Source organism: Pontibacterium granulatum (assembly GCF_029961155.1).
Classification (GTDB): Bacteria; Pseudomonadota; Gammaproteobacteria; order Pseudomonadales; family Balneatricaceae; genus Pontibacterium; species Pontibacterium granulatum.
On sequence record NZ_JASBRH010000038.1, the window covers coordinates 1 to 22,166 of the forward strand.

At 51.0% G+C, this 22,166-nt stretch carries 24 protein-coding genes; 11 read left to right on the plus strand and 13 right to left on the minus strand.

Features of this window, described 5'->3' with window-relative positions; translation table 11 throughout:
• Both dctP and pdxR read right to left on the minus strand, forming a co-directional pair.
• The coding region (gene dctP / locus QKW35_RS20325; RefSeq protein WP_282356078.1) for a TRAP transporter substrate-binding protein DctP at nt 1-1,016 on the minus strand (1,016 nt) is incomplete at its 3' end.
• A 578-nt stretch (nt 1,017-1,594) separates the two neighbouring features.
• A complete protein-coding gene (pdxR, locus tag QKW35_RS20330; protein ID WP_282356080.1) occupies nt 1,595-3,061 on the minus strand; it encodes a MocR-like pyridoxine biosynthesis transcription factor PdxR in 1,467 nt (488 codons plus the stop codon).
• Between the two features lie 213 nt (nt 3,062-3,274).
• Here pdxR and QKW35_RS20335 point away from each other — a divergent pair, with 213 nt between their 5' ends.
• Nucleotides 3,275-3,967, plus strand: coding sequence for an aspartate/glutamate racemase family protein (locus QKW35_RS20335; RefSeq protein WP_282356081.1), 693 nt, complete (start codon nt 3,275-3,277; stop codon nt 3,965-3,967).
• A gap of 77 nt (nt 3,968-4,044) precedes the next feature.
• Nucleotides 4,045-4,392, plus strand: coding sequence for a hypothetical protein (locus QKW35_RS20340; RefSeq protein ID WP_282356082.1), 348 nt, complete (start codon nt 4,045-4,047; stop codon nt 4,390-4,392).
• On the opposite strand, the gene QKW35_RS20345 is transcribed toward QKW35_RS20340, so the two are convergent.
• Both QKW35_RS20345 and QKW35_RS20350 read right to left on the minus strand, forming a co-directional pair.
• Nucleotides 4,389-4,829 carry a phosphate-starvation-inducible PsiE family protein gene (locus tag QKW35_RS20345; protein ID WP_282356083.1) on the minus strand — a complete coding sequence of 147 codons (441 nt, stop codon included), beginning with the start codon at nt 4,827-4,829 and terminating at the stop codon, nt 4,389-4,391. The genes QKW35_RS20340 and QKW35_RS20345 overlap by 4 nt on opposite strands.
• A gap of 55 nt (nt 4,830-4,884) precedes the next feature.
• Nucleotides 4,885-5,805 carry a universal stress protein gene (locus QKW35_RS20350; RefSeq protein WP_282356084.1) on the minus strand — a complete coding sequence of 307 codons (921 nt, stop codon included), beginning with the start codon at nt 5,803-5,805 and terminating at the stop codon, nt 4,885-4,887.
• Between the two features lie 286 nt (nt 5,806-6,091).
• On the opposite strand from QKW35_RS20350, the gene QKW35_RS20355 reads away from it, so the two are divergent.
• Nucleotides 6,092-6,982 (plus strand): LysR family transcriptional regulator, encoded by an 891-nt coding sequence (locus QKW35_RS20355; protein ID WP_282356085.1) that lies wholly within the window; start codon nt 6,092-6,094, stop codon nt 6,980-6,982.
• Between the two features lie 44 nt (nt 6,983-7,026).
• Here QKW35_RS20355 and QKW35_RS20360 read toward each other — a convergent pair whose 3' ends face one another.
• Both QKW35_RS20360 and QKW35_RS20365 read right to left on the minus strand, forming a co-directional pair.
• Nucleotides 7,027-7,476: a GNAT family N-acetyltransferase gene (locus tag QKW35_RS20360; RefSeq protein WP_282356088.1), complete on the minus strand. Its 450-nt coding sequence runs from the start codon at nt 7,474-7,476 to the stop codon at nt 7,027-7,029.
• Nucleotides 7,473-8,186, minus strand: a complete 714-nt coding sequence (locus tag QKW35_RS20365; RefSeq protein ID WP_282356091.1) for a GNAT family N-acetyltransferase — start codon at nt 8,184-8,186, stop codon at nt 7,473-7,475. Before QKW35_RS20365 ends, QKW35_RS20360 begins: the two co-directional genes overlap by 4 nt.
• A 476-nt stretch (nt 8,187-8,662) precedes the next feature.
• On the opposite strand from QKW35_RS20365, the gene QKW35_RS20370 reads away from it, so the two are divergent.
• Complete coding sequence (locus tag QKW35_RS20370) at nt 8,663-9,247, plus strand: DUF2846 domain-containing protein (RefSeq protein WP_282356093.1); 585 nt, start codon at nt 8,663-8,665, stop codon at nt 9,245-9,247.
• 74 nt (nt 9,248-9,321) lie between these two features.
• On the opposite strand, the gene QKW35_RS20375 is transcribed toward QKW35_RS20370, so the two are convergent.
• Nucleotides 9,322-10,206: a LysR family transcriptional regulator gene (locus QKW35_RS20375; RefSeq protein ID WP_282356095.1), complete on the minus strand. Its 885-nt coding sequence runs from the start codon at nt 10,204-10,206 to the stop codon at nt 9,322-9,324.
• Nucleotides 10,207-10,325: 119 nt separating this feature from the next.
• Between QKW35_RS20375 and QKW35_RS20380 the strand changes: the two genes are divergently transcribed.
• From QKW35_RS20380 to QKW35_RS20390, 3 genes are all read left to right on the plus strand, one after another.
• On the plus strand, nt 10,326-10,745 hold the full coding sequence (locus QKW35_RS20380) for a DoxX family protein (protein ID WP_282356097.1): 420 nt from the start codon (nt 10,326-10,328) through the stop codon (nt 10,743-10,745).
• An 85-nt stretch (nt 10,746-10,830) separates the two neighbouring features.
• A complete protein-coding gene (locus tag QKW35_RS20385) occupies nt 10,831-11,793 on the plus strand; it encodes a glutathione S-transferase family protein (protein ID WP_282356098.1) in 963 nt (320 codons plus the stop codon).
• Nucleotides 11,790-12,569, plus strand: coding sequence for a DODA-type extradiol aromatic ring-opening family dioxygenase (locus QKW35_RS20390; protein ID WP_282356099.1), 780 nt, complete (start codon nt 11,790-11,792; stop codon nt 12,567-12,569). The genes QKW35_RS20385 and QKW35_RS20390 overlap by 4 nt, the downstream gene beginning before the upstream one ends.
• 214 nt (nt 12,570-12,783) lie before the next feature.
• Here the strand turns inward: QKW35_RS20390 and QKW35_RS20395 are convergent, their stop codons facing one another.
• On the minus strand, nt 12,784-12,951 hold the full coding sequence (locus QKW35_RS20395; RefSeq protein WP_282356100.1) for a DUF3012 domain-containing protein: 168 nt from the start codon (nt 12,949-12,951) through the stop codon (nt 12,784-12,786).
• A 307-nt stretch (nt 12,952-13,258) separates the two neighbouring features.
• Between QKW35_RS20395 and QKW35_RS20400 the strand changes: the two genes are divergently transcribed.
• Both QKW35_RS20400 and QKW35_RS20405 read left to right on the plus strand, forming a co-directional pair.
• Complete coding sequence (locus tag QKW35_RS20400; RefSeq protein ID WP_282356103.1) at nt 13,259-14,128, plus strand: LysR family transcriptional regulator; 870 nt, start codon at nt 13,259-13,261, stop codon at nt 14,126-14,128.
• A 107-nt stretch (nt 14,129-14,235) separates the two neighbouring features.
• Nucleotides 14,236-15,156, plus strand: coding sequence for an AEC family transporter (locus QKW35_RS20405; RefSeq protein WP_282356105.1), 921 nt, complete (start codon nt 14,236-14,238; stop codon nt 15,154-15,156).
• Between the two features lie 19 nt (nt 15,157-15,175).
• Here the strand turns inward: QKW35_RS20405 and QKW35_RS20410 are convergent, their stop codons facing one another.
• The 3 genes from QKW35_RS20410 to QKW35_RS20420 all read right to left on the minus strand — a co-directional run bounded on the left by QKW35_RS20410 (nt 15,176) and on the right by QKW35_RS20420 (nt 17,006).
• The gene (locus tag QKW35_RS20410) at nt 15,176-16,171 is read right to left on the minus strand and encodes a sensor domain-containing diguanylate cyclase (RefSeq protein WP_282356107.1); all 996 of its coding nucleotides are present in this window, start codon (nt 16,169-16,171) and stop codon (nt 15,176-15,178) included.
• 331 nt (nt 16,172-16,502) lie between these two features.
• Nucleotides 16,503-16,730, minus strand: a complete 228-nt coding sequence (locus QKW35_RS20415; RefSeq protein ID WP_282356109.1) for a hypothetical protein — start codon at nt 16,728-16,730, stop codon at nt 16,503-16,505.
• A 21-nt stretch (nt 16,731-16,751) separates the two neighbouring features.
• Complete coding sequence (locus tag QKW35_RS20420; protein ID WP_282356110.1) at nt 16,752-17,006, minus strand: hypothetical protein; 255 nt, start codon at nt 17,004-17,006, stop codon at nt 16,752-16,754.
• A 175-nt stretch (nt 17,007-17,181) separates the two neighbouring features.
• Here QKW35_RS20420 and aptA point away from each other — a divergent pair, with 175 nt between their 5' ends.
• Complete coding sequence (aptA, locus tag QKW35_RS20425) at nt 17,182-18,528, plus strand: omega-aminotransferase AptA (protein WP_282356111.1); 1,347 nt, start codon at nt 17,182-17,184, stop codon at nt 18,526-18,528.
• An 88-nt stretch (nt 18,529-18,616) separates the two neighbouring features.
• A complete protein-coding gene (locus tag QKW35_RS20430; RefSeq protein WP_282356112.1) occupies nt 18,617-20,107 on the plus strand; it encodes a CoA-acylating methylmalonate-semialdehyde dehydrogenase in 1,491 nt (496 codons plus the stop codon).
• A gap of 289 nt (nt 20,108-20,396) precedes the next feature.
• Here QKW35_RS20430 and QKW35_RS20435 read toward each other — a convergent pair whose 3' ends face one another.
• Nucleotides 20,397-20,855 carry a c-type cytochrome gene (locus QKW35_RS20435; protein WP_282356115.1) on the minus strand — a complete coding sequence of 153 codons (459 nt, stop codon included), beginning with the start codon at nt 20,853-20,855 and terminating at the stop codon, nt 20,397-20,399.
• Nucleotides 20,856-21,052: 197 nt separating this feature from the next.
• Nucleotides 21,053-21,928, minus strand: coding sequence for a LysR family transcriptional regulator (locus QKW35_RS20440; protein WP_282356117.1), 876 nt, complete (start codon nt 21,926-21,928; stop codon nt 21,053-21,055).
• Nucleotides 21,929-22,166 lie beyond the last annotated feature (238 nt).

Below are 22,166 nucleotides of genomic sequence, written 5' to 3' on the forward strand. Positions count from 1 at the left end.
CAGTTGATGCCAGCGATTTCACGCATCATGGTCATGATTTTCTTGCCCACAATGCCTTCCATGTACGGCCACTCTTTGGAGTACAGGATCTCTTTCGCTTTACCCATCTCTTCCGGGCTCAGCTCAACTACGTTTACACCTGCTTTACGTACTTTTGCCAGGAAGCCTTCGTCGATCGCCTGTGCTTCATCCCACACTTTCTGCATGGTTGCGTCAGCCGCTGCTATCAGCTTGGTGCGCTCTTCGTCAGACAGCTCTTCCAGCCAGGACTTGTTGACTACCCAGAACGCATGCTCGAAGTAGTCTTTGGTCAGGATGTATGCTTCGATTACGTCACGCATCTGCCAGATTTCTACAGCCGGTGCCGTACCACGTGCGTCGATGGTGCCCAGCTGCAGTGCGGTGTACAGCTCGGAGAACGGCATTGGAACCGGAGTGAAGCCAAAGCTCTTGTAGCGTTCGATCCCGATTGGGATGGCCGGTACGCGCATCTTGATGCCCTTACCGTCGACCGGGAAGTTGGTTGGTACGGCTTCAACACCTTTGCGGGTTGCGATGGAACCGAAACCGGTCGGGATGACACCCAGTACAACCAGGTCCAGGTCGCCCAGGATCTCATTGTAGATGCCGGTCATCTTGCCGTTCGGGCCGTAAACTTCACGTGCTTCCTTCCAGTCATCAACCACGTAGCTCAGCCAGGACAGGTCCAGGCGCGCATCGTATTCAGACGCACCAAAGCTCATGGTCATCGGTACCACACCTTCCATGCTCTGCTCGAAGATAGATGCCCAGTCACCCAGATCACCACCCGGATGGTAGTCGACCTCGATGGAGGAGCCCTGTTTCTTCAGCTCGTCGGTGAAGGTGGTGGATGTCATGTGGAAGATATGATCAGTCGGGTAGGCGTGGGCGAGCATCAGCTCTTCAGCCAGAACCGTCTGGGATGTTGGCAGGGTCAGCGCCGCAGAGAGTGCGCAGGCGGAAAGGACGGATTTGAACGTTTTTTTAATTGTCATAGTGACCTCAATATTTTTTATTGTTTTGACACAGGTCCGGTATCGGGCGAGCCCGATATTGGCAGAGCACGGTAGAACGTTTTTCAAGGTTCCAGGAGTCTTTGCTCTTGCAATCAATATAAAATTCGGTCCGAGATCAGCTATAGACCCAACCCGAACCGAAAATGTGGTTCCAGGCTGTAGGCTACGTAATATCTGGGATTCAGGGCTGTGTGTTATGAAAAGGTAAGAGGTTTGGCAGGAGAAAAGCGGAGGGTTGGTACCAACGGTGGTGCCAGATAAATACCCGTTGCCTGGATGTTGTTGCGACGGAAGATCGGCAGTTAAGAAGGCGAAGCTTTGTACGATTTTATCAGGGCTTACGGTGGGAGAGGTGCGAAAATTAGCGAGCCGTGCGATGAAGCTTTTTGTCGATTGCAAGTTTCGTAGCTACCCACTTTTATACCCTCTAGGGTGCTGATGGCGACTTTTCCATAGACAGGCGAACGTCGCCCTTGGAGCGGGCTGCTACAAGGGGGCAGATTTAGTGTTGTAGGTTGGCCATCACGCAGTGATGCCCAACATTCACAGAAGAGGGCTTAGGTCAGGCTACGGATTATTTCTGCCAACCGATCGATACCCGGCCGGATGCGCTCGGTAGCAATCGACGAGTAGCCTAATCGGAAGAAGTTAAGTGGCGGATCTTCCTGCTTGAAGTAGATGTCACCTGATTCGATCACCACTCCTTTCTCCAATGCCAAGCGTTTCAGCTCACGGGTATCCAGCCCTTCGGGGCCTTTCACCCAATAGCAGGAGCCACCAAACACGGGCGGCTTAGCCGATTCAGGGAGGCAGTCCTGCAGTGCATCGCCCAGTTCTTTCCAGCGTTCTTCGTAGACCTGTACGATGCTGCGGATCAGAGAATCGTGGTAACCGCGGGCGAGGAACAGGCCTACCGCACGTTGGTTGTTCATTGGCGGGTGGCGCAGCATCATGCGGCGGAATTCGCGCAGCTCACGGATCAGTTCTTTGGGCCCTACGATAAAGCCGAGTCGCAAACCGGGCGACAGGGTCTTGGATAGACTTCCCAGATAGATCACCCGGCCGGTTTTATCCAGGCTCTTGAGTGCAGGCGTAGGGTTGTCTGCAAAGGTGGTCTCGCACTCGTAGTCATCCTCGATGATCAGGAAGTCATCGCGGGACGCCTGTTCCAGCAGTTCACGACGGCGCTCCATCGGCATGGTGACCGTGGTTGGGAACTGGTGACTTGGCGTAGTAAAGATCAGGTCGCACCCGTTCAGCTGCTCGCCCGTTTTCAGGCCGTGTTCGTCCACCTCCAGTGAGCGGGTTTCAGCACCGGTATAGCTGGCCATACGCACCAGATCGGGATAACCCGGGTTTTCCAGGCCGAAGGTAGAGCCTTTACTCATCAGCAGCTGCAATAACATATACAGGCCATGTTGAGCACCGACGGTAATCAGGATCTCTTCCGGATCGGCCCAGACTGCACGCCTTGGCAGCAAACGGCTGTGAATCTGCTCGACTAACAACGCATCGTCGTCATCGTAACGGTCGCCGGCCCATTCGCCGATGGCGCCCACAGTCACAGACTCTTTACAGCATTCCCGCCAATGGTGGGTCGGGAACATCTTTGGATCGAGCTGACCGTAGATAAACGGGTAAGGGTAGTCGCGCCAGCGGTGTAGCTTGTTGAGCTTATGATCGGTCGGGCGGTGTTTGAGGTAGCGATCCCAGTCAGGCGCGTTGCCGGTGATGTTTTCGGCAGCTTGCTCATCGGGCTGAGCGCTGCTTTTCAGCATCTCCGGATTGACAAAGAATCCGGCACGGGCCCTGGAGATCAGGTATCCGTCATCCAACAGGTGTTCGTAGGCCAAAATCACGGTGTTACGTGAAACGCCTAGCATCTCGGCCAGCTTGCGGGTTGACGGTAAAGCCAGGTCGGGCGGGATATGGCCTTCGATAATCGCCCGGCTGATCTGTTCGCGAATCTGCTGTTGCAGACTGCATTCTGCATCGGGAGATAAGTGGAAGAGGTGTTGCAGCATGATGTTGTCCCTGAACCTGGGTTTATTTTTATTATCAGTTTAACTTAGGCTCGGTGGGCCTATAAGAGTAGTACCAGCACTACCTGAAGTCTGGTTCCATGTTGTATGAGCGTTCCAAATATTAATAAGAAATTCAAAGATAAAGATAGGTGTCTAGAACTCGTTAGCCCGTTAGGGGTCTTAAGCGATCTGAACTCATAAAAGGGACAACGTATGAAAACAATCGGTTTATTAGGCGGAATGAGCTGGGAGAGCACGGTGGGCTATTACCGTGCGATCAACGAAGGCGTAAAAGTGCAGTTAGGTGGTTTGCACTCTGCGAAGATTGCGATGGTCAGCGTTGACTTTGAACCGATTGAGAAACTGCAACATGCGGGTGACTGGGACGGTACAGCGCGCATTCTGGTTGATGCTGCTAAAAATGTTCAGTCCGCAGGGGCGGATTTCCTGCTGATCTGTACCAACACCATGCATAAGGTGGCGCCTCAGATTGAAGAGGCGTTGGATATCCCGCTGCTGCACATTGCTGATGCAACAGCCGAAACGCTGCTGGCAAAAGGCATTAAAAAAGTTGGCCTGCTGGGGACCGGTTTCACAATGGAGCAGGATTTCTACAAAGGTCGATTGAGCGAAAAGTTTGGTTTGGACGTGGTAGTACCGAAGCAGGCAGATCGCGATATTGTTCACCGCGTTATCTACGAAGAGCTATGTCTGGGTAAGATCGACGCGAACTCGAAGGCGGAGTACCTTTGCATCATTGATGCACTGGCAGAGCAAGGCGCGGAAGCGGTGATCCTGGGCTGCACCGAAATCGGTATGTTGGTTCAGCAGCAAGACACGCGGGTACCGCTGGTCGATACAACGATGATCCACGCGCATAAAGCCGTCGAATACGCTGTGAAGTAATCACTCGTACTTGAGATTCTGTTTCGGCGAGCCGCAATGACTTGCCGGGCCGGACAATCTGTTAGACACTCCGCTGCATGATTAAGGACAAAACAGCAGCACTGCATCAAATTCTTTCCTACCACGACGATTGGGACGATGCGATTGCGTATCTGTTGAGCTCGACAGAGGAATGCGACTCCATTGTCGCGTCAAAACCTGCATTGATTCTGGTGCTCAGAAAATACGTATCGGGTGCCATTTCGGCAGACGACCTTGAGGAGTGGGCTGGATTTATCGAGCTGACCGATGACATCGATCACAGTGTGATCGAGGATTACCTCTACGCCTTATCTAATCCTGAACTCATGGGAGAGATCACGATAGATAAGGTGTTACAGATGATTGAGCTGTTGAGTGACCTGGCGTCTGCAGTAGCGCGTTAATCTTCGTGCAGTTTTGACGGGATTTTGTGAATCAACCAATAACCTACGCTCATCGCCAATGCCACCGCAGCTAACCCGTAAACATAGGGCGGGGTAACCTCTTCGAAATCAAGCACGATGACCTTCCTCGCGACGGCCATCAGTGCAGTGGCCATCACAATCTTTACGTGTATTACGTCATCCCTGAGATAAATGGTGATGTTGATCAGGATCTCAATGGCAATTAAAACCGCCATAAATGCACCGAATGTCGCCAACATGTCTGAGATGGTGAGGATAAAGACAGGTGGCTTGTTCAGTTTTTCATAGATGGTCCAGGCCACATCAATGACGCCCATTAAGATGACAAACACCATCATGATTGAAAGTAGTCGGACGCTAAATCTAACAGCAGAATAGAGTTTGTTGGTCAGCGTATCGTCTGTATATTTTTTCATGGCAAAACCACCTCGCAGGTTGAATCCAGAAAGCTGAATAGACGCGCAGGCGAGGTTACAAGACGGGAGACGCAAAACCCTCAGGTTTGATGGCGATTACGGGACAATCGATCGATAGAAGGATATCTTCAGCAGTATTACCGATCAGATAACCACTTAAGCCTGATCGGGCAAAGGTGCCCATAACCAGCGCTTTAGGACGGCTGATACTGACGAAGTTGGTGATCGATTCAACCACATTACCCTTTATCAGAAAGCTCTCAAAGTCGCCGTGTTTGGAGAGGAACTGTTTCATCAGCTCAGACTGCCGGTCGGCTTCCAGCGTGATCATCTCTGCAATCTCCGAATCTTTTATCTTCAAAAAGGGGTTGTGCCGCAGAGAGTCCTCTCCGTTGAGTTTCCAACAGGATAGAATGCTAATTTCCAGATCCAGCTTGTCAGCCAGCTGCTTGGACGTCGCCATGATCTTGTCATTCAGGGCACGGCCCTCTTTGGTGGATTCCAGGTTTAAATCGATGGCGGCATAGAGGTCTTTGCTTGTAGATTTAGCCGAGTTCCTGAGAATCCAGATCGGCGTCTGGGCTTTGCGCAACAGGTGCAAATCCAGACTCGCCAGGTGCTGACGGTTGATGTCCTGTGTTTTCAGAATGATATCAAAGTTGCCCTCAACGCTTTCCTTGATGATCTCAATAAACTTAACGCCGCATCGGATTTTTATGGTAACCGGTACGTCTTCATAGTTGGCAAGCTGTGAATCCAGGTAGCGTTGCATCCGGTCGATCAGCTCCTGCTTTACATCTTCGTTCTTTGTTTTGATGAAGATGCCGTAGCCGGGAATATCGCTTTCATCAATAACCAAAAGAATCACGATTTGTGCGTTGCTCTGCAACGATAGCTGAGTGCAGATCTCAAACGCCGGGTCATCAAGTATCAGGAAGTCCCTGTTTACCACAAACAGAATTTTTTTAAGTTTCATAGCAGGTCTCAACCGAGAATGGATTTTTGATGCTATCAAATTCAAATTAGAAGATAGTTCGCAAAAGTGGGAGAGCCTGTCCAAATAATTCGATTTATGAGATCCATATCTGCCTATCTGAACGCTGCGTGTTGTCAGCCTGCAGCGGCCCTGTGAATTGTCCAGAGCTCGTCCCGATGACGTGCTAATGCATTTGACAAAACGTATCTTGCATATAACCTACTAAAATGCTTGGTTATGTCTGTTTGCCGTATCCTCAACCTGTCAGAAGGGCAATACATTGAAAATGTTGAATTTAAGACACCTGTACTATTTCTGGCTTACTGCCAGAGAGGGCTCAATCGCTCAGGCATGTGACATCCTAGATCTGGCGCCACAGACACTCAGTACCCAGATCGCAACGCTGGAGGAGAATGTCCAACACCTGCTATTTAAGCGTGAAGGGCGCAATCTGGTGATGACGCCAATGGGTAAGCAGGTGTTTGCCTATGCGAACAAGATTTTTGATATCACCTCGCAATTGGAAGATGTGCTGCAGCAGTCACCGGACAGTCGGTCGATTGATTTCTCGGTGGGCATTGCCTCCACCGTGCATAAGATTTTGGCGTGGAAGGTGATCAAACCCGCGATGAGCATCCCGAATGAGGTGCAACTGGTGTGTAAAACCGCTTGTGCCAGCGACCTGTTGCTGCAGCTGAAGCAGAAAAAGATCGACCTGCTGATTTCTGATTATCTACCCCATGAATGTGACCGCGATGGCTTAACGGCTCACAAGCTTCTCAGTACGCCGATGTCGTTTTTCTATAAGAAAGGTGAGGTCGCAAACCAGATGAAAGCGGGATTTCCAGGTTCTTTAAGTGATGCTGATTTCCTGTGCTATGGCAGACAGACCCCGTATCTGGGCAAGTTGAAGGATTGGTTTAAGATCAACGATATCAAGCTCAACATCAAAGCAGAGATCGATGACAGCGCATTGCTGAAGGTACTGGGGCAGTCCGGTGAGGGCTTCTTCTCGGCACCGTCGGTTATTGCCCACGAGATCTGCGATCAGTACAACGTTGAAGTGATCGGTGTCGCTGAGACCATCAAAGAAGACCTGTACGCCCTCTACCGCGACACCAGCATGATTAACCCTGCACTCGAACAGTTACTTAACTTTAAAGTGCAGGATGCCTAGCGGGTAGAGCGACACAAGCGAGCGGGATGCCCCGGTTCACTCTGTTAGCTGATATCTAACTGGTAGGTTTGCCACTGGGTTTTGTTAGCAATCCGGTCATAGGCTGCACGTCCTCTATAATTGTTTTCTGATGTAATCCAACGAACGAAGGGCCATCCGTGCTCTTTGGCCGCTTCATTCAGCGCGTTAAACATCGCATCAACCGCGCCACTGCCGCGGTGACACGGCTCGATAAACAGATCATCCAGAAAGCCAACGTGCGTCCCGCGCAGAGGTGAGGGCATTTCGCGATAGTGCATCAGGCCCACACCTTTGCCGTGTTCATCTTTGGCGATTAGCGCATAGAATGGATTCTTGCTGTCGAAAATCCAGGCCCATACCGTATCCAGTGTTTGTTGGCCCAAAGGCATGTTGTAGAACTCGCCGTATGCCAGATACAGGGATTTCCATGCCGTGTAGTCGTCACGATCCAGTTGTGTCACTGTGACTGTCATTCTGCGCCCTCCGGTGCACATTCCTGAAGCTTAGTCTTCTGTTGTCCGTCGGCATCGAAGTTGGACGCATCCAGCCATGACTCGAACATCGATTGAGTTGCCGGCCATTCGGAATCAATAATCGAGAACCAGGCTGTATCCCGGCTGCGGCCCTTGTACATAATCGCTTGCCGGAAGATACCCTCAAAGGTGAAGCCAAAACGCGTAGCCGCGTTGCGGGACAGTGCGTTGAGCGAGTCACATTTCCACTCGTATCGGCGGTAGCCAAGTTCATCGAAAGCACGGCGCATCATCAGGTACATCGCTTCTGTGGCAAGCGGAGTCTTCTGCAAAAGTGGTGAGAAATGGATGTTGCCCACCTCGAGAACACCGTTTGCCGGATCGATTCGCATATAGCTGGCAACGCCCACTGCCCGTTCTGTTTTTGGGTCGATGATTGCGTAAAACAGGGGATCTGAGGTTTTGCTGACGTGGTCAATCCAGGCATCAAAGTCTGAGCGCGTATCAAATGGGCCATCAAAGAGATAGGTCCAGTTTTTCCCTTCCGGGTCTTTGCCAAATGCATCAAACAGCTGGTCGCCGTGCTTGCTTGGGGATAAGCCCTCAAGCCAACAGTATTGCCCCTGCATCGGTTTAGGTGAAGGAAATGGGCGGGGTGTCCAGTTGTCTACTGCCGTACCAATCGGCTGGCCAAATTCATTCTGTCGCATTTTATTCCCAGTATTCTGTTTGTTCTGTTGTTGGGTAGAGAGTACGAAAGAAAGTGGGTAGGAAGAAGGTCCATTATATTGAAATCATGTAGGCCCACTTTGGGCTGAATGCAAGCTAAGCCAGAGAGCAATTAATTTGCTGGGGCTTGCGTCGAAAAGAGGCTCTTGTTGGCATGTTCTGTAGAACATCATCGGTACATAATCGGCCATGTTTTACTGGGGTTCGAGCCTCTTTTCATCACCTGGCACCTGATAGAGATCCATCAGGATATGGCCAAACTGATATTTAGGGCGCATGAGCGGACGTGCTTCCTCAGTGTGCGGATGTACTCATTGATCGTTATTCTCAATTGCGTACGAATGATCGGTATATTTTGAGCGGGGTCTGCTGGATATTCCTTTCTTGTTTATACTGACATTGTTTGCCGCAGAGGCAAAAGGCCCCCCTTCGGGTTATCCAGATAAAGGAGCTACCTGTGAAGTTACTTTGGACCGCATGCTTTATCGTCACTGCTCTGATATCAGGGTGTGCGTCAGTGCCTATGGCTTCTTTAGATAAAGATGTTAGTGCTAAGAGCTTTAGTCCCCCGGCTGGAAGAGCATCCCTGTATATTTATCGTAATGAGGTACTTGGGTCTGCAATACCAATGACAGTATTGATAAACGGGAAAAATCTTGGACAAACCGCATCAAAAACCTACTTTCATCTCGACCTATTACCCGGAACCTATGAAGTTGATTCTGTGGCCGAAAATACCTCCAACATCAAAATTCTTTTAAAAGAGCGCAGAAACTATTTTATATGGCAGGAGGTAAAAATGGGTGCGTGGATGGCTCGAAGTCTTCTGCAAGAGGTTGATGAGGACACGGGGCGTGAAGGGGTGTTGGAATCTAAACTAATTAAGGTGCAGGTGCCTGAAGAGGATATTCTGCCCCTTGAACGGCAATCTAGTCATTCGATTTTGAACCAAATCCGAGAACTGGATGAGTTGCGCAAAGATGGCATCATTACTGACGAAGAGTTTGAAGTAAAAAAGAAAACGTTGTTGGAAAAGCTTTAAGTAGATTTCCACGCAGGCGCTGAACTGCAGGGTTTGTGTAAATACGAGGAAAATATTTTCCTCGTAACTGAGTCTTACTCGTTCAAATACTTTGCGAATTCCTCAACAAAAGTCGAGACCTTTGCCGAAAGATGCTTCCTGTGCGGGTAGATCATATTGATCGGCACATCGGTTTGGCTGCAGTCACTGAGTATCTCGACCAACGAACCATCCTCTATCTCATTCTTCACCGCAAAATCCGGGGCATAGGTGACAGCTAATCCGGTAGTCGCCATTCTCGCAGCTGCGACTGCGCTGTTCACACGGGCGATCACATTCGGCGCCACTTCTATGGTTTTTCCATTTTGCGTGAAGCTCCAGCGGTTGCCTTGGCGAAAGTTGGTATCAAAGACGCAGGGGAGGGAATTTAGATCGTTCGGTGATTCTGGCATCCCGTAGCGGTCGATAAAAGCGGGTGCTGCGCATAGCAACATCCGTATGGAGCCTATACGACGGGCAATTAGGGCTGAGTCCTCAAGCTGACCAATACGGATCGCAGTATCAAAACCTTCCGCAACAATATCGACGTAGCGGTCATTAAACATCAGCTCGACGTTGAGCTGCGGATTCTCTTCAACCATCGTTGCGATAAACGGCATCAGTACTTGCTCACCAAAGGTGACGGGGGCGGTAATGCGTAACCGTCCAACCAGATTCTGATTTTCCTTACGCACACGCGCTTCCAGGGTGGCGATGTCATCCAGCACTTTTTTTGCTTCTTCGTAGTAGCTTTGCCCGGTGGGCGTGAGCTGCATACTGCGGGTGGATCGGGTGATCAGGCGTACATCCAGGAGCTCTTCCAACTGCGAGATATGGGTACTGATCAGTGGTGTGGTTTTACCCAGTCGCTTACCAGCCGCGGTGTAGGTTCCCTCTTCGGCAACAGCGATGAAGGAGGTCATCAGATTGAGTTTGTCCATATTGTTAAATAAAACTAAATAATCACTTAATTATTTTGATTATTGTTTAGGTTGGGTGTTTGGTCAAAAATTATTATCAACAAAGACATTCACTACCGAATTTTACGAGGAGAGTAACCATGAACACTAACTCACAATACGCAGCAACCGTACTTCGTCTGTCGCTGGGCATCATGTATCTGGCACACGGTTTACTGAAACTGATTGTATTCACGCCGGAAGGCACATCAGGGTTCTTTGCTTCTGTTGGCTTGCCTGCGTTCTTTGGCCCGCTGACCATGGCGGTTGAGATCGGCGCCGGTATTGCTCTGATCCTGGGTATCTACAGTCGCTGGGTTGCAGCTGCATTGATCCCGGTGCTGTTTGGTTCAATCGTGCTGGTACACGGCGCAAGCGGATGGTTGTTCAGCAACCAGGGCGGTGGCTGGGAATACCCTGCGTTCCTGATCGCAGCATCTGTAGCACAGTTCCTGTTGGGTGATGGTGCTTTTGCCCTGAAACGTTCCAAGTCTGATGCTGCCGCAGCCCAGGCCGCCTAATGACACAAACCCCATTTGCCCGCTGCACTGTAGCCAGCGGCGGGCATTTTTTATAGTTAAAGATGCAGAGTAAAAGGAGCAGGCCATGTTGGTGAACGGTATCTGGGAAAAACGCTGGGATCCGGTACAGAAGCAGGATACGCAGGGACGCTTTATTCGCCAGAGCAGCGCATTCCGTGAACGCATTCCAGCAGATGTTGTGGCCGCAATGAAAGCAGGGGAATATAACGAGCCCCGTTACCAGCTTTATGTGGCCTATATATGCCCATGGGCCACACGCACACTGATTGCGCGTTCACTGTTTGGTCTGGAATCCCATATCGAAGTCAAAGTGGTTGAGCCACAGCTGAGCGACTATGGTTGGAAATTTGGTAATTATCCAGGCTCCACGCCCCAAGCGGACGTGCCGGTACAGTATATCCATGAGCTATATACCCAGACTGACCCACAATACACTGGCCGGGCTACCGTACCTGTACTTTGGGATAGGCAGGAAGAGCGGATAATCAACAACGAATCTGCCGATATCCTGACAATCTTTAATGAAGATCTGAAACCACTGCACATGGAAGATCTGAACTTGAGTCCCGATCCGTTTTTGATCGAGATCGACGAGTTTAACGAGCGTATCTACCATAGCCTGAATAACGGCGTGTATCGCGCCGGTTTCGCGACCAGTGCGTTAGCGTATCAGGAGGCCTATAACGACGTATTTGAGACCCTGGATTGGCTGGAAGCTCACTTCACCAAGAATGAGTACGCCGTTGGCGACCAACTGACGGAAAGTGATATCCGTCTGTTTGTGACGCTGGTGCGTTTTGATGTGGCTTACTACGGACTGTTTAAGACCAATAAACAGCGCATTGCAGACTATCCAGCGTTGTCGGCCTATCTGGATCGTCTGCTGCAGATCCCGGCGTTTCGTGACAACACTAAGGTTGACCATATTAAGGCGGGTTATTACTCAATCCAGGCGCTCAACCCGAATGGTATTGTACCGGAAGGGCCGGATCTGCCTTGGTTTAGACGGTTTAAGGAGGTTGTATGAGCACACGTGCACCGGTGATGTTTATTGGGCACGGCTCGCCAATGTTTGCTATAGAGCCTGGCAAACCAGGTAAGTTATTGCATGAGTTCAGCGGGCATTTTGCAGCTGCAACGGCGGTACTGATTATCTCGCCGCACTGGATGACGCGGGGATTAGAGATTACGGCAGCTGACTCGTTGGAAACCATACACGACTTCGGCGGGTTCCCGCGTGAGCTGTATCAACTTCAGTACGGTGCGTCTGGGTCAGGTGCTGTAGCCCAGACTGTTCAAACGGTACTGGCTGAAGGTGGATTCGAGTCCGTACTTAATCATTCGCGTGGACGCGATCACGGTGCCTGGGTGCCGATGATCCATCTGCTACCAGACGAGAAGCGTCCGGTGCTGCAGCTGTCACTGGATGCGAACTTAGATACCGATAAGTTGGTTCGTTTGGGTGAAACATTAAAAGGATTGCGCGAGCAGGGGATTGCGGTGATAGCCTCTGGAAGCCTGACCCACAATCTTTATGAGATTCAGCCTCTCGAAGCAGAACCAGCCGAGTACATGGAGCGATTTACTTGTTGGGTACGGGAACAGGTTGAAGCCCGAGACGTACAGGCGTTGAGTGCGCCGCATCTGCTGAGCGATGATTTTGCGCGGGCGCATCCAACCGCTGAACACTATCTTCCATTGTTGATTGCGATGGGGGCGAGTGACGAGTCAGATAGGTTATCTGTGCTGGATGGGGGCATTCAGCATGGGGTGATTTCGATGGAATCGTATGGGTGGGCTTGAGTTGATTATCCTTTGTTTTTAGCAGCGATCTCTGACGGCGACATAACCTCATGGCGAATATAGTCGCCCTCGATACCCCAAGGGCATGATGAGAGGGCTGCTACAAGTGTGAACGATGAAGCAACACTTTTGGTAGGCTAGTCATCGCACCGCGATGCCTAGCCTGTCGGGCACCGCTTTGCGGTGGCCAACCTACAGTGTTAGATCTCAACGATCAGAAGACGCAGTTTTTCGCAAAGTCTTTAGCTTCGTTTGCTGTCCAGTCACCCTTCGGTTTCTCTTTCAGCTCTGTGCACCACTCTTTGCTGCCAACTTCAGGCGCGCAGCCCTGAACCAACATGGCGGAAATGATCAATGCGCTTGCCGCGAAGATTTTTTTCATTTTGTATCCTTGTTTCAACTAACGGCCATAAACGGCCTGCCATAAGACTCGTAGGTCCCGAAAAGTGACCTATCCTACCATATTTCGTAGGGCCCTAATGATGATGCTGGATGGCTTTTGAGACCCTGTTACATCACTGCTTAGGTGGTGGTTTATATCCTTTCGGCGGCTGATTGCTATGGGCTGTTTGGATACTTAGGGTTGCTCTCGGTACCCAAAGGGCATGACAAGCGGACTGCTACAGGTTCTATCTCCGATACTGTGTTAGATTGACCTGATTCCATTGATCAGCTTTAAGGGACTACACGTGTCGATCAAAGCTCTCCGTACTCTTCGCGCCATCATTCAGCAGGGCAGCTTTGCCGCTGCCGGGGAAAAGCTCGGCCTGACACAGGCGGCGGTAAGTATTCAGATTCGACAACTAGAAGAGCAATTGGGCGTTACGTTGTTTGATCGGGTGGGGCGTAATCAAGTACTCAACCACGACGGTCGCGTGGTGCTGGAGCGTGGCGAGCAGATCCTGGATATGTATGATCAACTTGGTCATGGCTTGGGCCACGAAGGCCAGTTTAAGGGGGAGTTGCTGATTGGCGCGGTGTTTAGCGTGCAAACCGCTGCACTGGGGCCGGTTCTCGCGGGTCTTCGGGATCGATATCCGCAGCTTAAGATCAAGGTGATGCGCGGAATGTCGATCGATCTGGCAGAGCGTGTGGAGAGCGGTGAGCTGGATGCCGTATTGATCACCGAGCCCCAGCGCAAGATTCTTGAACAGTACGAATGGACCACGTTGGAATGTGAACCGTTTTATGTGGTGGCTCATAAGGATCTGCCGGTGCAATCGGATGCTGAGATGATCCGTACTTATCCCTTTGTCCGTCTTGATCCCCGTGCCTGGGCAGGCACGATGATTGATAACGAACTGCGTCGTCGTGGTATCACACCGGATGAGATGATGGAGCTGGATTCCCTGCAGGCTGCATTAATGATGGTAGAACAGAAGCTGGGTGTTACCGTGATGGCGCTGGGTAAGCGCAAGGCGGAATATCTTCGCCAGGCTTTTTCACTGGTGCCGTTTGGTGATCCAGTGATCCATCGAAATGTGGGGGTGTATCAGCGCCGGGGACATAGCCGCAAGGCATTGGTCCAGGCGGTAATCGATGAATATAGATCGCTCTAAAATATAAAAAATATTAAACAATAAAGGTAAAAAATATAAATTTTTATCATCTTTAATTCGGCGTAAGCTTGGCGGCAATTGCAGTTTATTTTCTTTAGGGGAGCATCATGCCTGTCGCCATCCAAGCGCTGATACCTATCATTCTTACCGTATTGATCGGCTACCTGGCCCGTTGCCGTTTTGGCGTGGGGGAGTCGGTTTGGGCGGGTATCGAAAAGCTCACCTATTATCTCTTTGCTCCGTCGTTGCTGGTGGTCTCGCTGGCCAATAAACCACTGTCTGATCTTGCATGGGGCGAAGTGTTGGTGACGCTGGTGTCAGTGCTGTTGCTCTGCAGCGTACTGATCATTGTTTGGCAGCGGTTTGTCCGTCCGGTGGATCTGCCGTCTTTTACGTCAATGTTTCAAGGGGCGGTGCGCTTCAACAGCTTTATCGCCCTGGCGCTGGTGGACAACCTGTTTGGTGCTGAAGGTCTGATGATAGGCGCCTTGGCAACGGTGGTGATTGTTGTGTCGGTTAACATTCTGAGTGTATCCGCGTTTTCGGTGACGAATCCGGATAACGGCGGCTGGCGTAAGCTGCCGTATCAGTTAGTGACCAACCCGCTGATCATCGGCTGTTTCCTGGGATTAATGCTGAACTTGACCGGTGTTGGTCTGGCTCCGGCAGTCAACAACATGCTGCTGATGTTGGGTAAAACCGCCTTGCCGATGGCGCTGCTGTCTGTGGGGGCAGCGCTGCGTTTGGGCAATGTGCGTAGCAGTATGGATATGATTGCCGTGACTTCGGCGATTCAGTTCATCGCCAAACCGGTGGCGGCGTTGTTTGTTGGTCAGTGGTTCGGATTGGAAGGCTTAACTGCGATTGTGGTGGTGATCTTTATGGCTGTGCCTACAGCGCCATCTGCTTACGTGTTGGCGAGGCAGTTAGGAGGTAACTATCAGGCGATGGCATCGATCATTACGGTACAGACGGTATTGGCGTTCTTCACTTTACCGCTGACCCTGAGTTTGCTGTTGCCCGGTTGATTGCAACCGGGCAAACGTATTATTCGGCGACGGGCTCTTCGAATTCACCCACCTTGCGACCGTGTTTTTTCTTGTACATCAGCTTGTCAGCTTCTTCGATCATCTGATCAAGGGCGATCGGATGCAGGCCGGAGCGGTAGATATGGCCAAAGCTTATCGGATTGTCCGAGAGTAGCTCGTTGTCACTGCGGATACGGTTGTACTCGGTTTCGATACGTTCACATACCAATTCCACGTTGTTATCTGCGCAGGTCAGTAATACGACAAATTCGTCGCCACCGATACGTGCGATGATGTCGTTTTCTCGGCATGCGTATTTCAACGCATCAGCAAGCGCCACGATGCATTCGTCGCCGGCGCTATGGCCATGCGTGTCGTTTAGCTCCTTCATGTTGTCGATATCAAGGTATATAAAGCCGAAGTTCAGGTCGAAGCGTTTGGCGTCTTTAACCAGTTGATCACTTAATAGCTGCAGGCCCCGGCGGTTGCAGACACCGGTCAGTTCGTCCGTCAGCGCGAGGGTTTTGATCTCGTCGTAAGCGAACACCATTTTCAGGTCGGCGTTGATCAGGTCACGCAGCTGTTCAAGTAACTCAATCTGTAATGGCTGGTAATCGGTGCTGTGGGAATCGATAACGCAGATAGTGCCGAACAGCGTGTCATCCGGCCAGAACAGTGGCAGGCCGAGGTAGGAACGTACAGGACCATCGCAAACGGGTTCTACGGTTTTCCACTCTTCATGGTTGATTGCGTCGTTAACGTACAGCCCATTGCGAGATTCCATGATCTTGCGGCAAAAGCTACGCATCTCCCATGGCCAGGAGCTGTTACGTTCTAAAAAGTTGTCTTCGTTGCTGCTGGTTACGATGGCGTTAAATTCGTCCTGACGGAACTGGACTATCGTGCCACAGGCTGCGTTGTACAGCTTGGACATCAGGTCAACGGTTCTCTGCCACTTAGCTAGATCTATGGATTCGATAGGATGTCGGGACAGACACTGTTGGGTATCAATCATTTAACTTTACCTGTGGTAAGTCACGCTCTTCTTTACGGCTTGGCGTGTGCATCATCGATCATTCCAGACGCGTGAATTCGGTATCGGTATGCGTACCATTAGTGATTGGTCATCGTCGCGGTTATCGACAATTCACAATCGCGGGTCTGGCATGTTTGCAGCGGTGGTAGATGTAGCGTTTGACGCTAAGTCAAACCATTACCTATTGATTCAACGTAGTTCTTGCCTTGAGATAGCAACAACGTCATACCAATCTAGCAGGAGTCGGGTTTAATAGCCAAGTATGTGATCAAGAACATGTGCAATATTCCTGGCTGTTTGAAAACTGCAGTTAATTAGAGTACTGGATTGAGGTAACCAGCAGCTTGGTTTGTTCAATCAGGTCCAGGTTCTGCTTAACCTGGAGTCGGGAAACCAGGCCTTCATACAGCAACTCGATCAGCAGGGCATCAGCAGTATCGAATCCGCATAACTGCAGGCGTCGTTGAGTTTCTGCAAGTGAGGCCACCTTGGTGCTGAGCCTGGCACAATCAGCGTCGTACACATAGATCCCTTTCAACCTTATTTCTCTGTTATTCCTTTATTCCTTCTCCAGCATATGCAGGTAAATACGGCTGACACCCTGTGATTGCATCAAACGTGCGGCGTCATCCAGCGTATTGAATCCGGTGGGCTGTTCTCCGTTCAGAGCGAGCAGGTGCTCCTGTCCTGTGACTGAGCTGCACATGACATGAAAGCACTTTGCATCGTTCTCGATGATATAGGTATTGAGGATGGAACCTGCGTCGATAAGTGCTTTGAGTTCAGCAATGGATACTGCGTGGGTGGTGGACATCTGATCGGCTTCCTGAGTTGCGTTTTGATCAGCATAGCAAACTAAGCTGAGCTTGGATGTTAGTTAAGTATTTACTTAAGGTAACGTCAAAACGTTTGAATTTAACAACGTATCAGCATTGCCATAATGAACCTCATAAGATTGATCCACGCTGCAAATATTTATGAGGTGGCAGATGAATAATAAGAACGATAGCCAGACTATGTGCGGTCTATCACAAGAACAGTTAGATGCTCACTGGATGCCGTTTACCGGTAACCGTGACTTTAAAAAAGATCCTAGAATCATCGTTTCCGCTGAGGGTAACTATTACACCTCCGCTGACGGTCGCAAGATCTTCGACGGTCTGTCCGGTCTGTGGACCTGTGGCGCAGGTCACAGCCGTCCGGAAATCACCGAAGCGGTGAGCAAGCAGCTGAAAGAACTGGACTACGCACCTGCATTCCAGTTTGGACACCCTAAATCCTTCGAACTGGCCCATCGCATCACCGAGATGATGCCGGATACTCTGAACCGTGTGTTCTTTACAGGTTCCGGTTCTGAGTCCGTCGAAACAGCGCTGAAGATTGCACGTGCATACTGGCGCAAGAAAGGGCAGGGTAGCAAAACCCGCCTGATCGGTCGTTCCAAGGGTTACCACGGTGTCAACTTCGGTGGTATCAGCGTAGGCGGTATCGGTCCTAACCGTACCATCTACGGTCAGGGTATCGATGCGATTCACCTGCCGCACACCATGCTGGAAGAGAACCGCTTTGTGAAAGGTAGCCCGGAAACCGGTGCTTACCTGGCGGATGATCTGGAAAACCTGGTCGCTATTCACGACGCGTCCAACATCGCGGCGGTAATTGTAGAGCCGGTCGCAGGTTCTGCTGGTGTGATTCCACCACCAAAAGGTTACCTGAAGCGTCTGCGCGAGATCTGTGACAAGCACAACATCCTGCTGATCTTCGACGAGGTTATCTGCGCATTCGGTCGTATGGGTTCTCAGACTGGTGCCGAAGAATTTGGTGTAACCCCCGACCTGATGACGACTGCGAAGCAGTTGACCAACGGTGTGATTCCGATGGGTGCGGTGATCGCCAAACAGGAGATCTACGACACGTTTATGGAAACCGGTGGTCCGGATTACATGTTGGAACTGCCACACGGCTACACCTACTCCGCACACCCAGTAGCGTGTGCAGCGGGTCTGGCATCGCTGGACATCCTGCAGAACGACAAACTGATCGAGCGTGTTGCGTCTATCGCACCACAGTTCGAAGAGATGCTGCACAGCCTGAAAGGTACCAAGTACGTGGCGGACATCCGCAACTACGGTCTGGCCGGTGCATTGACTATCGAGTCTGCTCCAGGCGAACCGGCTCTGCGTCCTTACCAGATCGCAATGAAGTGCTGGGAGAAAGGTTTCTACGTACGTTACGGCGGTGACACCATTCAGCTGGGCATGCCGTTTACGTCTGAGATTGAAGAGATCGACAGCGTGATCAACGCCGTTGGTGACTCTATTAACGAATTGGCTTAACAAGCATTTACCTGACGCTTCATCACCGTCAGTTAGCGCGCCGGGGCTTGGCTCCGGCGGGTGAAAAATAAAAACCGAGGTAACACTAATGACTATGATCGGCCATCTGATCGACGGCGTAATGCGTGAAGACGCTGCGCGCACCCAAGACGTATTCAACCCATCTACTGGTGCTGCGAGCAAACAGGTTGCACTGGCATCTGTTGAGACTGTAGAAGAAGCGATTGCTGCTGCACAGCGTGCATTCCCGGCATGGCGTAATACGCCGCCAGCAAAACGTGCACAGGTGATGTACCGCTTCAAAGCGCTGCTGGAAGAGCACGCAGACAAGATCTGCGAAATGATCGGTGAAGAACACGGTAAGATCGCTCACGACGCGGCCGGTGAGTTACAGCGTGGTATTGAGTGCGTGGAGTACGCGTGTGGCGCGCCAGAACTGCTGAAAGGCGAGCACAGCCGTAACGTCGGTCCAGGCATTGATTCCTGGAGTGAATTCCAGGCGCTGGGTGTAGTAGCAGGTATTACTCCGTTCAACTTCCCGGCAATGGTTCCACTGTGGATGTACCCAATGGCTATCGCTTGCGGTAACACTTTTGTACTGAAGCCATCCGAGCGTGATCCTTCCTCCACCATGTTCATCGCTGAACTGCTGCAGGAAGCGGGTTTGCCAAACGGCGTAATCAACGTTGTAAACGGCGATAAAGAAGCGGTGGATGTACTGCTGTCTGACGAGCGTGTTAAAGCGGTGAGCTTCGTAGGTTCTACGCCAATCGCTGAATACATCTACTCCACTGCTAATGCTAACGGCAAACGTTGCCAGGCACTGGGTGGTGCGAAAAACCACGCGATCGTAATGCCAGACGCTGATATGGATAACGCTGTTAACCAGCTGCTGGGCGCTGCATTCGGTTCCTCCGGTGAACGTTGCATGGCACTGTCTGTAGCAGTAGCCGTAGGCGATGAAGCCGCTGACACCCTGGTTGCGAAACTGGAAGAAGCGATGAAGCCTCTGAAAGTGGGTGCATACAGCGATCGTAGCAACGACTTTGGTCCTGTAATCACCCGTGCACACCAGCAGAAAGTAAACGGCTACATCGACAGCGCAGAAGCTGATGGCTGCAAGATCGTAGTTGATGGCCGTAACCCGCAGGTTGAAGGCTTCGAAGACGGTTTCTTCGTTGGCGCGACCTTGATCGACAACGTAACGCCAGAGATGGTGAGCTACAAAGAAGAGATCTTTGGTCCGGTTCTGCAGGTTGTTCGTGCGAACAGCATGGAAGAAGCGATGCAACTGATCAACGACCACGAATACGGTAACGGTACTTGCATCTTTACCCGTGACGGCGAAGCAGCACGTTACTTCTCTGATCACATTCAGGTAGGCATGGTGGGTATCAACGTACCACTGCCAGTACCTGTGGCTTACCACAGCTTCGGTGGTTGGAAGCGCTCGCTGTTCGGTGACCTGCACGCATACGGTCCGGACGCAGTACGCTTCTACACCAAGCGTAAGACCATCACCCAGCGCTGGCCTTCCAGCGGTGTTCGCGAAGGCGTTTCCTTCTCCTTCCCGAGCTAATACGACACTCGTAAGAGTCTCGTTCGGTTGGGTCCGTTCGCTGGGAAGGTGCGAGGCCGTTCCCAGTGCCCAACCAAACTCGAACCGGGCCGTGTAGCTCCGGCCCGGTTCACCCCGTGCTCTGACTGGTCCATCGTGTGTTCTTCATCGCTCCAGAGTCAGGCGTGAAGAGTACTAAGGGCATTCTCGGGACCAAGGAGTTTTACGCAAGCTCCTCTCTTTGCCCCCATTTGGCAGATCTCAGCGCAAGTTGAGGTCTGCTTTTTTTGTTTCTACTCCCTCTAACCAATCAACGTTCCTGAATCATCTGGATGTAGTAAACAAGCTCCAGAATCCTGGCGCGTATCACCTGCTCGCTACCCATTGGGCCATACTTATCTCCTGCTTCCATCTGATAACGATCTCCCCAAACAGGCATTGCACGATCACCGTGGGCTGAAACCAGTGTGCGTCCATCAATGACTTGGAAGACACGATAAAACGGATATTCACCTGCTTTGGTGGGGTATTCACCCTTATTGTTCTTGGCAAGCTGTGTCAGGTCGGCGGGCTTAACCGTAAGGTACTGCGCCATTGGGCCATCACCTTTACCGCCGACACCGTGACAGACCACACAGGAAGTACGGAATTCATCAGAACCAATCAGCTCTTCCTCGGCGATGGCGCTGTTAATGCTGAAGGATGTTGTCAGAACCAGGGCGAGTCCCAGAGCCTTGGATGCGTGATGAAGCGAGATAGTCTTAGGCATGACAATCTCCATTTTAATGTTGGAAGAATGAATAGAAGCAACTACTCATCCGCAAAAGGGGAGGAATGCTTTGAGTGTACTAATGATTAAAAAATAGACTTAATGGGGTCTATATCAAGGGAAACAGGGGTATTGGAGCCTCTGCTAAGGCTCCGCAAGTGATCTGCGTCAACTTGTGCTCTGTGGTTCGCAGGTTTCTAAGATGGCTGCAAATTAGCTTGTGGACGCAGTTCCAGCTCACACAACTTGTCTATGATGGCGGTAAGTTCCGACTTGCGCGCTGCACTTTTAGACATCACCGCATACACGTTTCGACTGGCAGGTCGAGAGCCGCCCACCATATGTAACTTCCCATCCTCAATATAAGAGGCGACCAATGCCTTGGGTAGAAAAGCCATTCCGCCGTAGGTGATCAGGAACTCCAACGCAATCTGGCTTTGCTCCGTATGCAAGATCGGTGCGACGGGCTTCTTGAACAGCTTGGCGTGTTTCAGGTTGAAGGCGGTGCCCCAGTCGACAAATACGTAACCGATCTCTTCCGCATCGCTCACCTTGGCGCCAGGTTTATCACACACAAGCACCAGTTCGATCTTACCGATACGCACCGTTTCCAGTTCAGCCAGAGTAGGTGGGTCGATCACGACAGCGATGTCCAGCCGCCCGGCAATCAATGAGCGTGTGAGCTCCAGGTGGGAATTGATCTCGGTTCGGATCGAGATGCTGGGAAAATCTGCTGCCAGCTGCGGCAGGATTGACTGCAGGAAGGTATCCCATAGATTGGAGATGCCCCCCAGTATGAGCTGTGACTCCTGTTGTTCGGCCACCCCTACATCCTGCAGTGCAAGCTGCCAGGCTGCCAGAATATTCTCTGCATGTTGGATGAGTCGCTCACCCGAAGGTGTCAGCATGATGTTATTGCGCTGGCGGGTGAACAACGGCACACCCACTAAATCTTCCAGCTGCTTAATGCGAAAACTAACGGCTGACTGGGTTAGGTAAAGGTTCTGTGCCGCTTTGCCAAAGTGGCGAGTGCGCGAGACTTCCAGGAACGTTCTGAGTAGTCCGATATCCATAAAAAAATTTGTTCGAAACAATGAAAAACTATTGTTTTACAGTACTGCGGCTTAGCCTAATAATCCACAAAAATTGGATGGCTAGATTCTATTCAGTCTGCATGGCACACACTCTAATAGCCGACAGACAATGATATACCTGTAGTTAAAAATGTGTGAGTTAACACAAGGTATGGCAGATCGCTAGCGAACTAAGCGATAGCGATTTGGCCCTTCTAGCGAACCGGCAGTAACAATC